The 11,837-nt window shown below is 58.6% G+C and carries 12 protein-coding genes; 3 read left to right on the plus strand and 9 right to left on the minus strand.

Annotated elements, in window-relative coordinates; translation table 11 throughout:
- Nucleotides 1-106: 106 nt before the first annotated feature.
- From CK620_RS07870 to CK620_RS07910, 9 genes are all read right to left on the minus strand, one after another.
- A complete protein-coding gene (locus CK620_RS07870; RefSeq protein ID WP_095541553.1) occupies nt 107-889 on the minus strand; it encodes a maleate cis-trans isomerase family protein in 783 nt (260 codons plus the stop codon).
- Entirely contained in the window at nt 886-1,911 is a 1,026-nt protein-coding gene (locus CK620_RS07875; RefSeq protein WP_095541554.1) for a carbon-nitrogen hydrolase family protein, read from the minus strand. Before CK620_RS07875 ends, CK620_RS07870 begins: the two co-directional genes overlap by 4 nt.
- 36 nt (nt 1,912-1,947) lie before the next feature.
- On the minus strand, nt 1,948-2,646 hold the full coding sequence (locus tag CK620_RS07880; protein WP_095549827.1) for an ABC transporter ATP-binding protein: 699 nt from the start codon (nt 2,644-2,646) through the stop codon (nt 1,948-1,950).
- Entirely contained in the window at nt 2,640-3,404 is a 765-nt protein-coding gene (locus tag CK620_RS07885; RefSeq protein WP_095549828.1) for an ABC transporter ATP-binding protein, read from the minus strand. The genes CK620_RS07880 and CK620_RS07885 overlap by 7 nt, the downstream gene beginning before the upstream one ends.
- On the minus strand, nt 3,394-4,374 hold the full coding sequence (locus CK620_RS07890; RefSeq protein ID WP_095549829.1) for a branched-chain amino acid ABC transporter permease: 981 nt from the start codon (nt 4,372-4,374) through the stop codon (nt 3,394-3,396). Before CK620_RS07890 ends, CK620_RS07885 begins: the two co-directional genes overlap by 11 nt.
- A gap of 7 nt (nt 4,375-4,381) precedes the next feature.
- Complete coding sequence (locus CK620_RS07895; protein WP_179290603.1) at nt 4,382-5,296, minus strand: branched-chain amino acid ABC transporter permease; 915 nt, start codon at nt 5,294-5,296, stop codon at nt 4,382-4,384.
- A complete protein-coding gene (locus CK620_RS07900; RefSeq protein ID WP_095549830.1) occupies nt 5,293-6,456 on the minus strand; it encodes an ABC transporter substrate-binding protein in 1,164 nt (387 codons plus the stop codon). Before CK620_RS07900 ends, CK620_RS07895 begins: the two co-directional genes overlap by 4 nt.
- Before the next feature lie 61 nt (nt 6,457-6,517).
- On the minus strand, nt 6,518-7,456 hold the full coding sequence (locus CK620_RS07905) for a fumarylacetoacetate hydrolase family protein (RefSeq protein ID WP_095549831.1): 939 nt from the start codon (nt 7,454-7,456) through the stop codon (nt 6,518-6,520).
- A gap of 116 nt (nt 7,457-7,572) precedes the next feature.
- Complete coding sequence (locus CK620_RS07910) at nt 7,573-8,706, minus strand: cupin domain-containing protein (RefSeq protein ID WP_095549832.1); 1,134 nt, start codon at nt 8,704-8,706, stop codon at nt 7,573-7,575.
- Between the two features lie 359 nt (nt 8,707-9,065).
- Between CK620_RS07910 and CK620_RS07915 the strand changes: the two genes are divergently transcribed.
- From CK620_RS07915 to CK620_RS07925, 3 genes are all read left to right on the plus strand, one after another.
- The gene (locus tag CK620_RS07915; protein ID WP_095549833.1) at nt 9,066-9,698 is read left to right on the plus strand and encodes a flavin reductase family protein; all 633 of its coding nucleotides are present in this window, start codon (nt 9,066-9,068) and stop codon (nt 9,696-9,698) included.
- Between the two features lie 359 nt (nt 9,699-10,057).
- Nucleotides 10,058-11,197 carry a high-affinity branched-chain amino acid ABC transporter substrate-binding protein gene (locus tag CK620_RS07920; RefSeq protein ID WP_095549834.1) on the plus strand — a complete coding sequence of 380 codons (1,140 nt, stop codon included), beginning with the start codon at nt 10,058-10,060 and terminating at the stop codon, nt 11,195-11,197.
- A gap of 265 nt (nt 11,198-11,462) precedes the next feature.
- Complete coding sequence (locus CK620_RS07925; RefSeq protein ID WP_095549835.1) at nt 11,463-11,783, plus strand: YdhR family protein; 321 nt, start codon at nt 11,463-11,465, stop codon at nt 11,781-11,783.
- The last annotated feature ends 54 nt before the right edge of the window (nt 11,784-11,837 follow it).

Consider the following 11,837-nt stretch of genomic DNA (forward strand, 5'->3'; position numbering starts at 1 on the left):
GCAGTGGGATACAGGCAGCAGGTCAGAAATCTGCCAAGGTCGTGATGCCAAACCTTGGCAGACGCGACTCACAGGGAGAGTTCGCTCACTTGCATGCCAGGCACGATTATGTACTGCTGGGCCCGCCTGCGCCTCGCGCAGCCAGCAAGGCGCCGTAGCCAGGCACCTGCGCATCCAAGCCCAGGCGCTTGAGCATCTGGTAAACCGTGGCTACAGATGAAGAGAGCACGGGCAGCCCAATGCGATCCTCGATGGGCTGAATGGAAGCCAACGAAGGCATTTGCACACAGGCCGATGCCACCACTGCGTCCACACCGCTGGTCTTGAGCTTGCGGCTGATCTCGATCGGCGCGCGCGGATCCTGGCGTCCGACTTCCAGGTTGTCGGCGATTTCCAGCGAGATGCTGTCCACGACCTCAATGCCTTCGTGCTCGATGTAGTCGATCACCAGCTGTGTCAGCGGCTTCATGTAAGGGGTCAGGATGGAGATTTTCTTGGCCCCCAAAGCCTGCAAGCCTTCAACCAGCGCCCCGGCGCTGGTCACGACAGGTGCAGGCGCGCCATTGGCTACCGTGCAGGCATGCAGGCGCTGTTCAGAGATGCGGTGGTAGCCCTTGCCCATGCTCATGATGGCCACCAAGCACGCGTAGCCCAACACGTCCACGCGAGCATCCGACAACTCCAACGCACAGCGATCGCTGTCTGCGTCCATGGCCGACAGCTCCTCCTTGGTGACATGCTTCATGCGCATGCGACTGGAGTGAAATGTAAAGCGCTCCGGAGCCACGGCCTCGCGAGCACGCAACACTGCTGGGATTTCCGTTTCCATCGTGGTGTTAGAGGAAGGCACGATTTGCCCAATGCGGTAATAGCGCGTTGCAACACTCATGGCTGGGTCTCCTGTACGGAATCGATTGTGGGCTGCTGATCCAACTCCGACGCCTCCGCGCATTCACCAAGATGGGCAGCCTGGAGTGCGCGCCGGTTGACGCGCAGCTCGAAGATGTCAAAGCGGTTGTAATGGCCTGTGATGTCATGCATCTGCCGCGGCTGGATGCAGCGAGCCAGATCAATCTCGGCGTAAATGATGCCTTCCTCATCAATGAGTGGCTCGCCCAACATGCGGCCATCAGGGCCAATGAAGCCCGAAAAAGCACTGTGGCTGCGCGAGAGCTGCTCACGTGCCTGAGGGAAGTCCACCTCCAATGCAGCAATCATTTCCTCGGAAATCGTCGAGCATGACACCACGGTGAACAACTTGCCCTCGAAACTGTGCGCGGCCGATCTCACCTTAATGGCATCAGCCATGTCGTAATCCGGCGGCGCCACCGGCAGCGAGATGTAATTGGCCACATGCACCAGCTCCCCTTGTGCCAGCAGCGCAAAACGCGCCAAGGTATTGGTGTTCTCACCGCAGGCCAATGCCCCCAACGGGCCGATGGAGGTGCTGTGCACGCGCAATGCCGAAGCATCACCCGGTGTCCAGGTGAGCTTTTCAGCCCATGTGGGCACAAGCTTGCGATGCCGCCCCAGGATGCGGCCTTCATCGGAGATCGTTACCACGGTGTTGTAGATGGTGCCGATGCCGGTGCGGCTGCGCTCGTTGACACCAACAACCACGTTGATCCTGTGGCGTGCTGCAGCAGCAGCAATCTTGGCAATCTCTGGCCCTGGGATCTCAATGGCAGCCCGCGCCAGCTTCTCAAACCAGGCACTACCCTGAATGGGACTGCCAATCCAGTTCCAATAAGGATAGCCAGCCACAAACACCTCTGGGAATGCCACCAGGCGTGCGCCTTGATCTGCCGCCTCGCCCATCAGGCGCACCACCTTGTCGACCGTCGCCTGCGGATCTAAAAATACAGGTGCAGCCTGCACAGTCGCGGCTTTGAAAACGGGAAGTTCCAACATCTTTCAAGTCCTTTCAAATCCCCATCTAATTGCTCATCAAATACCCAAATAGCGTTGTGCCATGGTCTGGTCCTGTGACAGCTCATCTGGTGTGCCAGACCAAACCACACGCCCCTTTTCAACAATGTGGTGCACATCGACCAGTGCCGCCATTTCGGCCAGATTCTTGTCAACGACGATGATCGTCATGCCCTCCTGCTTGAGTGCACCTAGGCAATGCCAGATTTCCTGACGAATCAGCGGAGCCAAGCCTTCCGTGGCTTCATCAAGCAGCATCAGACAGGGATTGGTCATCAAGGCGCGTCCTATAGCCAACATTTGCTGCTCCCCACCGGACAAAGTCTTGGCAGACTGAGAGCGGCGCTCATGCAATCTTGGAAACAGCGCCATGACGCGCTCCAAGGTCCAGTCACGCCGACCAGCATGACTGCGCGCCGTCGCAAGCAGGTTCTCCTGAACAGATAGGGATCCAAAAACGCGCCTACCCTCCGGCACCAGCCCCATTCCCAGACGCGCAATAGCATGAGGCGCAAGGCCATTCAACGGCCTATCTCGCAGCACGATGCGTCCGCCTCTGGCTGGCAGCAGCCCCATCAGGGTGTGTACCGTCGTGGTCTTGCCCATGCCATTGCGACCGATTAGTGAAATAGCTTGGCCTTGCTGCGCCTGGAAGTCCATGCCCAACAGCACCTGGCTTTGCCCATAGCCCCCGGTCAGTCCTTCGACAATCAGCATGCGTCCTCCCCCAAATAAGCACTGCGCACCTGCGGATGGCTGCGCACTTCATCGGGCGTACCGGTAAAGATGGTGCGTCCATACACCAGCACGCTGATGCGATCGGCCAGCGCAAAGACCGCATCCATGTCATGCTCGACCAGCAGGATGCTGTAGCGCCCCTTGAGTGAGCCCAGCAGCTGCGTCATGCGCACCGTTTCCTCGGCACCCATGCCCGCCATTGGCTCATCCAGCAGCAAAATGCGCGGCGCACGCGCCAGGGCTACCGCCAGCTCCAGCTGTCGTCGCTCGCCATGGGCCAGGTCAGCAGCCAGGCAATGCGCGCGCTCAGCCAGACCAACCTCGCCCAGCCATTGCTGCGCCGCCTGCACCAAGGCCGAATCCTGGCGTGGATCTGCCCATGAGAATGCATGGCCAGACTTCAGCATCAAAGACAGCACCACGTTCTCCAGCGCGGTGTAATCCAGGCACAACTCGGTCACCTGAAAGGAGCGTGACAGCCCGGCTCGTGCACGCTGAAAAGCCCGCTGCGCAGTCACGTCAACGCCGTCGACCAGAATACGCCCGGCGTCGGGGCGCAGTTCCCCGCATAGCTGCGCAATCAGCGTGGATTTGCCTGCCCCGTTGGGCCCGATCAGCGCATGTACCTCGCCCTCAAGCAGTTCCAGATCAACACCATTGGTGGCCTTGACGGCACCAAAGGATTTGTAAAGCCCGCATACCTGCATCAAGGCCTGCGGCTGTGCCTCAATCGCCATGGCGCCCCCCCAACCAGCGGCCGAACAGGCCGCGCCGCCCCAACAGGGCAATCAGTACCAGGATAGGCCCCATGACCAGCATCCAGTGCTCAGTCCAGCTTGTCAGCAACTGCTCCAGGCCAAGAAATACGGCTGCACCACCAATTGGCCCCAGCAGCGTTCCCACGCCGCCCAAAATCACCATCGCCATGAACTCGCCCGACTTTGTCCAGGCCGCCATATCCGGCGTGACCAAGCCAGCATAGTTGGCCCACAGAATGCCCGCCAGGCCCGTACCGATGGCTGACCAGACGAATGCCAGCAAACGGTACGGCGTGGGCGCAGCACCCAGATTGACAACGCGCCGCTCACTTTGCCGCAAAGCCTGCAACACCATGCCAAAACGCGATGCGGTGATGAGCGCGCACACCGCTGTCCAGGCCACGAGGATGATCAGGCACAAGTAATAAAAGCTCTCGGGGTTTTCCAGGTCGATGAAGGGCAGCACATTGCGCTGCGACATCAGCAGGCCGTCATCACCGCCATAGACCTGCAGCGACATCAGGATGAAATACACCATCTGCCCGAATGCCAGCGTGATCATGATGAACTGCACGCCGCGCGTGCGCAGGGCCAGCGCCCCGACAACTGCGCCAAGCACACCGCACAACAGCAAAGCCAGGGGCCAGACCAGCAAGGCCTGCAAAGACCCCTGCCAGCCCAGCAGCGGCAAGCCTTCGAGAGCATGATGCGCCGCGATCGCCGCGATGTAGCCACCCGTGCCAAAGAACATGGCATGACCAAAACTGACCATGGCACCATAGCCCAACACCAGATCCAGCGACACCGCCACCAGGCCATAGATGAGAAAGCGCGTGGCCACATTGACCGCATAGGGCATGCCAGCCAGCTGCGCTCCCATGGGAAGCAAGGCTAGAAGCAGTAACACCGCCCCAGCGGGCACCACACGTCTTGAAAATATTCTTGTCATGCTTTGCTCACCTCTTTGCTGGCAGCAGTCCCAACGGTCGAACGATCAGCACTACCGCCATCAACACATAGATGGACGCCGAGGCCAGGCCTGCAGCCAGAGGTGCTGCGACCTCTGGTCTGAAGAACTGGTCCAACAAAATAGGCAAGAACGCCCGCCCCAGGCTATCCACCATACCCACCAGCAATGCGCCGAGCAGCGCGCCGCGCACTGAGCCCACGCCGCCAATGATGATGACAACGAAGGTAGTGATCAGAATGCGCTCGCCCATGCCGATTTCCACTGCCAGCAAAGGCGCCGCCATGACACCGGCCAAGCCGCACAGCACAGCCCCAAGGCCAAACACGAAGAAATACAGTCGACGGATGTCCACCCCCAGGGCGCTGACCATGTCGCGATCGTCTGCACCAGCGCGCACCAGCATGCCAACGCGAGTGCGATTCACCAGAAACCACAGACCGACCGCCACCAATGCGCCCACCGCTATGAAGGCCAAGCGAATCACTGGGTATTCCAAGCCTGGGGCCACCGTCACCGACCCTTGCAACAAGGCAGGCGTCTGCACTAGGGGCGGCTGGCGGCCAAAAATCAACGTCACTGCTTCGTTGGTGAAGAGAATCAGGCCAAAGGTCGCCAGCACCTGGTAGAGGTGGTCGCGTTGGTAGAGGTGGCGAATCACGCTCCACTCCACCAACAGCCCATAACCGCCAGCGCTGAGTAGAGCTGCGAACATCGCCACGACAAACGAGCCTGTATGGGCCAATGCCAGCGCAGCGCAATAGGCACCCACCATGTAGAAGGAGCCATGCGTGAGGTTGACCACCCCCATGATGCCGAAAATCAGCGTCAGGCCAGAGGCCAGCATGAACAGCATGGCGCCGAACTGCAGGCCGTTGAGCAACTGTTCAAGCAACAGCATCATGGCAGCTTGCACTGGCTAGCGTAAGCATCCTTGCCGTCGGTGATGATCTTGCGCACCACCTGAGGCTCCAACCCACCCTGGTCGTTCTTTACCAGGCGCATCAAATACATGTCCTGGATGGGATGCTGGTTGTTATTCAATGCAAACTTACCGCGCAACGAGACAAAGTCCACCTCACGCAGTGCGGCCTGAAAGGCCTGCATATCCCCCAGATCGCCATTGACGCGCCGCAGTGCCGAGCCAATCCACTGCGCCGTGTCGTAGGCCTGCATGGCATAGTCCGTCGGCGTGCGGCCATAGGCCTGGCGGAAATCGACCACGAACTGCCTGCTCTGCGGGTTGTCCAGTGCAATCGACCAGATGCCAGTAGTGTAAAAACCCTCAGCGGCATCACCCGTGGCTTCGATCATGCGCGCATCCATTGAGAAGCCCGGCATCAGCATTGGCGTGGTCTTGTTCAGCCCCGAATTGCCGTACTGCTTGGCAAAGTTGATGCCAGCCCCGCCCGGATGGAACTGGAAGATGCCATCGGGTGCCAGCGCCCGCACCCTGGCCATCTCGACCGAGAAGTCCGACTGATCGAGCTTGGTGTAAATCTCCGCCAGCACTTCGCCCTGATAAGTGCTCTTGAACCCGGCGATGGCATCACGCCCAGCCTGATAGTTCGGTGCCAATACGACCATGCGCTTGAACCCCAACTCATTGGCCGCAATGCCAGCAGACGAGTGATAGAAGTCGTTTTGGTACGAAGCCACGAAATAGTTCCGATCGCAGCGCGCACCCGCGAACATGGACGGCCCGGCCTGTGCGCTGACGTAGGTATGACCAGCTTTGGTGATGCTGGGCACGACCGCCGCCAGCACGTTCGAGAAATTGACGCCGGTGTAGAGCCTCACGCCCGACTGCACCAGGCGATCGGCCGCCTGCTTGGCATTGGCCGGCTTGAGACCATCGTCTTCGATGACCAACTCCACTGGAACGCCGCCCAGCTTTCCCTGGCCTTGCTGCACGGCCAATAAAAAGCCATCTCGCAGATCCTGACCGATGTAGCCCGCCGGGGTCGAGAGCGTGGTGATGAAGCCGATCTTGACCGGCTCTGCCTGCACGCTGCCGATGGCACACGCCAGCACTGCGCTGGCAGCAAGCACTTTGTTGAGCATAGGAGTCTCCTTTTCATGTTTTATGAAAAGCGGCCTGCATGTGGACCGCTTCTGGCAGGCTTCAGCCCTTGGGCGAGCGCTCGGCGTCACCCACGGCCACGACTGGGTTGCGCAAGCAACCAATCTTCTCGACCCAGGCCTCGACCACATCGCCCGGCCATAGCCATTCCTGCGGCGTACGCCCAGCCCCTACACCAGCGGGGGTGCCGGTGGCGATGATGTCGCCAGGCTCGAGCGTGATGGCCGCGCTGATGTCGGCAATCAGCTCCGGAATCTTGAACAGCAAATGGCGTGTGTTGGAGTGCTGCTTGAGCACTCCATTGACCTTCAGGCCCAAATCCAGATTGTGCGGATCGCCGATTTCATCGGCCGTGACGATGACCGGCCCGAAGGGTGCATAGGTGTCCTGCCCCTTGGAGTAGATCCACTGGCCAGCGCGGCGGTTGTCGCGGGCACTGATGTCGTTGAGCACGCTGTAGCCGAACACATGGCTCATGGCCTGCTCCTGGCTGACACGCCGGGCTCGCTGGCCAATCACCACGGCCAATTCCACCTCCCAGTCGAGCTGCTGTGTGATGGCGGCGTTGTGCTCAATGGCATCGCCATCGGCAATCACTGCTGTGGGAGGCTTGGAAAAAATGACCGGCTGCGTGGGTAGCTCCTTGGCAGTGTCCAAGGAGCGACTGGACTCATGCACATGCTCCACGTAGTTCAGCCCAATGCCGAAGATGTTCTTGCGCGGACGAGGAATCGGCGCCAGCAGGCTCAGATTGACCAAAGGCAAGGCCACTCCGATAGGCCAGCGCCCGTGATACTGCGCCAACAGCTCCGCCGTCTGCAGCACAGCCTGCTTGCCCAAGTCGATGAAATCCAGCATAGAGGCAGGCAAAGCCTGACCGGCATGTTTGCCCAACCTTTGCAAATCCACCACCAAATCATCAACGATGGCTCCAAGCCGAGCCTCTGAGGCCGGATGGGCGCGATAAGTCACAAGTCGCATGCTCCAAAGTTCTCCATCAAAGTAACAGATACGAAAGTGGCATGCCGTCCCGCAGTCAATGCTGAGGCGGCAAGGATCTTCTATGTGTGCAGGGATGACAGGCAGGGGCGATGGGCTCAGACGTTGGGCTCCAGAATGGGCTGGTGGCCGCTGTTATCGGCCAGTGCCTCCTGTCGATACAGCGCCAGCTTTTCCATGACAGGCAAATCGCTGAAGGAAAACAGGCAGGCGTCCTCGCTCTGGCTGGTATTGACATGCTCATGCCAGACCCACGATGGCACGCAAAAGATGTCGTGCTCCTGCCAGTCAAAGCGCCGCCCGCCAATGACCGAGTAGCCACGCCCCTTAGCAACGTGGTAGAGAAAACTGCCCGTATGGCGGTGAGCCTTACCGGTGAAACCAGGCCGCAGCAGCTGCATGCTGGCCCCAATCGTGGCCATCACATGGCCATGGGTGACCGGATTGACGTAATGCATCAGGGCGCCATCGAAAGGGCAGTCTTCCTTGGACGCAGCAAGCCTGCGCAAAGCCTCGTAGGTCGGCTCCCACTGGTACTTGAACAGCGGCGAATAAGGCCGGTCCCAATTCAGCGCCTGCGGTCGCAAGCCGGGCGCCCCCCAAAGAGCCACTGTGTCGTCAACCGGATAGCCCACGGCTTGCTGCAGATCCGGGTGCACGGCATAAAACCCCGCATCCAGGGCATTGACCAGCGGAATGTCCAACCCGTCCTGCCAGATGCAGGGCAGACCATCCTCTTCCACGCCATGCTCATGCCAGCAGCCATTGGGCGTGAGTACAAAATCGTTGGCCCCCAGCGTCATCTTGTGTCCATCGACGATGGTGTAGGCGCCACGCCCCTCCATGATGAAACGCAGCGCCGAGGAAGAATGCGCATGCGCCGAAGCCCTTTCGCCAGGGTGCATCACCTGCAGGCCCGAGTACAGCCAGCCCACTGCTGCAGCCACATCGCTGCGCCCCGGGTTGTTCAGATAGATCACCCGCCGACCCGCCTTTTCCGGCGTCACCAAATCCACCGAACGCAGCACATGCTCACGCAAATCCCGATATCGCCACAGCATAGGCTGCGACTGCGACTTGGGCTCCCAGGGCTCAATCTTGTTAGCCACCGTCCATAGAGCCCCTGTATTCAAGGACTCAAGCTGTCGGTAGTAGCTCAGCAGCTCAGGGGTATCGGCCACATCGGCGCGGCCCGCAACGCTCTCACGATACTGTTCATAGCTGCTCGTCATCTGCAAAGACTCCAGGTTGATTGCATGACACAGATTGGCACCACCATGCCGGCAAACCCTTCTCACAAGCCAGATTCGGCGCCATCTTTCCTAAACTTGATTGATTTTATAAAATTTGAACGACGACCCCATCAGTACAAACCCTTGTCTTATGGCTTGCTCGTCCTGGTCTCTGGCACAGTCGGACTCCCTGCAGAGCAGACAACCATGCGCCTGGCAGGGCTCTGCCTCCTCCATGGAGTTTTATCCCCTGGATTTCATTCAAAATAGCCATCAACTCATTTTCAAAGGCTACCTCAGCGGTCAGTCCTATTGCTAACCCACCGTGCCATCAAATAAAAGAAAAGGAGAAGATTTAAATGCCAGATCAATTTAGCAGCGAATTCCATTGCTACGAGCCCAATCAAGGCCATGGCCTGCGCCACGACCCCATTGCAGCCATTCTTGGCCCACGCTTCATAGGTTGGATTTCGACCCGCTCACTAGACGGAACGCTCAATTTGGCGCCCTACAGCTTTTTCAGCATCTTTAACTACCAACCGCCAATCATTGGTTTTTCCAGCGTAGGTTGGAAAGACACCGTGCGCAATGCACAGGAAACAGGTCAATTTGTCGTCAATCTGGCCACACGTGCATTGGCAGAGCAAATGAATCTCAGCAGCGCCGAGCTTCCCAGCGACGTCAGCGAGTTCCAAATCGCGCAGCTCGACACCATCGATGCAAAAAACGTGGCAGCACCGCGTGTGGCGCAAAGCCCTGTTTCGCTGGAGTGCAAAGTCCTGCAAATTCAGCAGCTCAGTACACTGGAAAACAAGAAAATCAATACTTGGCTGACCCTGGGTGAGGTTGTAACCGTGCACATTTCATCCAGCCTTCTAAAAGATGGCATATACGACACAGCCATCGCGCACCCCATTCTTCGGGGCGGAGGCTCATCGGATTATTTTGAAATCACGCCGGAAAGCCTTTTTAAAATGCGTAGACCACGCTAATCAAAATCCCAGCTTCTTCAGAGCAGCTTGTACTTCATGGAAATTTCATGCAAAACCCCGCTCTTGCTGTGCTTTCCCGAGAAATCATGAGTTATGCAAGCACGCGAGTCGGCCTCCTGCCACAGGACAGAAGGTACCGGCAAGTTAATTTTTTATAAAATTTATCTTTCCAAGGGCGTTGCAGCACAGCGTGCTCACAACAAACGAAGAAGGAGATCAGGCAGGTAAGCACCCATGGTTTCCACCGATGGACGACTCGCGTACAAGGGAAATACTTTTCCCGCTTGACATCCCATGCATCGGTTAGGGGCAACCAGCACGAGACTTGCGCCACCCACACACACTACGAAGGAGGAACCATGCGCACCTGCACACCTGCATTTCGCCCCTTTGCAGCCTTGGCCAGCGCCTGTGCGCTGGCCGTTTCTCTGGGCGCTGCCAGCGCTGTCTGGGCCAGTGAATCCATCAAGCTGGGCATCGTGCAGCCCATGACCGGGCCGAACAAGCAGTACGGCGATCAGATCGTCGCCGGTGCCATGACGGCCATCGAGACCATCAATGCCGCAGGCGGCGTCAAGGGGCGCAAAATCGAGCCCATCCTGATCGACGACGGCTGCGAGCCCAAGCAGGCCGTGCCAGCGGCCAATCAGGTGATCAAGTCCGGCGCCAAGTTCGCCGTGGCCCATGCCTGCTCGGGCACGGCCGTGCCTGCCGTCAATGTGTACGAGGAAGAGCGCATCGTGGGCATCACGCCGGGGGCCACCTCGCCACTGGTGACCGACACCATCAAGCCGCATTTCTTCTTCCGCACCGGTGGGCGCGACGACCAGCAAGGCCCATTCGCTGCGCGCTACATGCTCACGGCGATCAAGCCCAGCAAGATTGCCGTGCTGCACGACAAGCAGACCTATGGCTTTGGCGTGGCCAATGAAGTGCACAAGACGCTCAAGGAGCAAGGCGCCAACATCGTCATGTTCGAGAGCATCAATGCGGGCGACAACGACTACTCGGCCGTCATCACCAAGCTCAAGGCCCAGGGCGCGGACATGGTCTATTACGGTGGCTACCATGCTGAGCTGGGCCTGCTGCTGCGCCAGGCGCGCGAGCAGGGGCTGAGTGCGCAGTTCATGGCCCCGGATGGCGCGGCCAATCCCGATCTGGTGGCCATTGCTGGCCATGCCACCGATGGCCTGCTGGTGACCATGGGGGCGGATTTCACCAAGCGCCCGGAAAACGCGCAGATTCTTGCCGCCTTCCAGAAGGCCGGGCGCGAGCCCGAGGGCACCTTCCAGCTACCGGCCTATGCCGCCGTGGAAGTGATTGCGCAAAGCATCGCGGCAGTCGGCGACGACCCAGTCAAGGTCGCCGATCACATGCACAGCAGCCGCTTCGACACGGCCGTGGGCACGGTCGAGTACGACGCCAAGGGCGATCTCAAGACCTTCGAGTTCGCCGTCTATCGCTGGGACGCCCAGGGCCGCCGCCAGCAAGTGCGGTGATGGGATTGGGCTGCGACTGCGCGCGGATCAATCAATACGCGAGCAGCACTACTTCCTTGCATGTAGCCTACCCCGCAGACATGGCTGGACAAGGCAGCAACTGGTACGTACGCGAGCGAACCTGAAATAACAGAAATAGTGCTATGAATTGCTTGAAATAAAAATGGATTCTGCGATTGGCCATCACCTCTCACACAATCATCCACAATCAAACTCAACCAGCCCCTGTAATTTCATTAGACCAACCATTAATCAGGAGGGATCAATGATCACCGAAATTGTCTACTTTGAACTACCCAATGGAATTTCCCGAGAAGAAGTTCTCGAAAAATATAGACAAACCGCTACCGCGTGGTCAAAAAACAATGACTTGATTCAGAAGTTCTATTTTTTTGACGAATCTAGGAGCATCGGCGGCGGCGTCTACATATGGAAGACAATGGAAGCCGCGCGCCACTGGCATGGAGAAGAGTACCAAACCCGCATCAAAGCGCTGTATGGAAGCGAGGTACGGATGACTTACCATGACACACTCCTTGTTGTCGATAATTTAAATTCGCAGATTTTCGAGCCAGAGAAAACCTAAATCACCACCTCACTCGAGCGTTACAGGAATTATGTTTTTAGACTCCCTCATCCG

It is taken from the genome of Vandammella animalimorsus (genome assembly GCF_002285285.1).
GTDB classification, from domain to species: domain Bacteria; phylum Pseudomonadota; class Gammaproteobacteria; order Burkholderiales; family Burkholderiaceae_C; genus Lampropedia; species Lampropedia animalimorsus.

Coding starts and splice junctions, on each gene's coding strand:
- CK620_RS07875 (WP_095541554.1), bottom strand. CDS start 1,911: ATGTTGGAACTTCCCGTTTTCAAAGCCGCGACTGTGCAGGCTGCACCT.
- CK620_RS07880 (WP_095549827.1), bottom strand. CDS start 2,646: ATGCTGATTGTCGAAGGACTGACCGGGGGCTATGGGCAAAGCCAGGTG.
- CK620_RS07905 (WP_095549831.1), bottom strand. CDS start 7,456: ATGCGACTTGTGACTTATCGCGCCCATCCGGCCTCAGAGGCTCGGCTT.
- CK620_RS07900 (WP_095549830.1), bottom strand. CDS start 6,456: ATGCTCAACAAAGTGCTTGCTGCCAGCGCAGTGCTGGCGTGTGCCATC.
- CK620_RS07910 (WP_095549832.1), bottom strand. CDS start 8,706: ATGACGAGCAGCTATGAACAGTATCGTGAGAGCGTTGCGGGCCGCGCC.
- CK620_RS07890 (WP_095549829.1), bottom strand. CDS start 4,374: ATGACAAGAATATTTTCAAGACGTGTGGTGCCCGCTGGGGCGGTGTTA.
- CK620_RS07870 (WP_095541553.1), bottom strand. CDS start 889: ATGAGTGTTGCAACGCGCTATTACCGCATTGGGCAAATCGTGCCTTCC.
- CK620_RS07925 (WP_095549835.1), top strand. CDS start 11,463: ATGATCACCGAAATTGTCTACTTTGAACTACCCAATGGAATTTCCCGA.
- CK620_RS07920 (WP_095549834.1), top strand. CDS start 10,058: ATGCGCACCTGCACACCTGCATTTCGCCCCTTTGCAGCCTTGGCCAGC.
- CK620_RS07915 (WP_095549833.1), top strand. CDS start 9,066: ATGCCAGATCAATTTAGCAGCGAATTCCATTGCTACGAGCCCAATCAA.
- CK620_RS07895 (WP_179290603.1), bottom strand. CDS start 5,296: ATGATGCTGTTGCTTGAACAGTTGCTCAACGGCCTGCAGTTCGGCGCC.
- CK620_RS07885 (WP_095549828.1), bottom strand. CDS start 3,404: ATGGCGATTGAGGCACAGCCGCAGGCCTTGATGCAGGTATGCGGGCTT.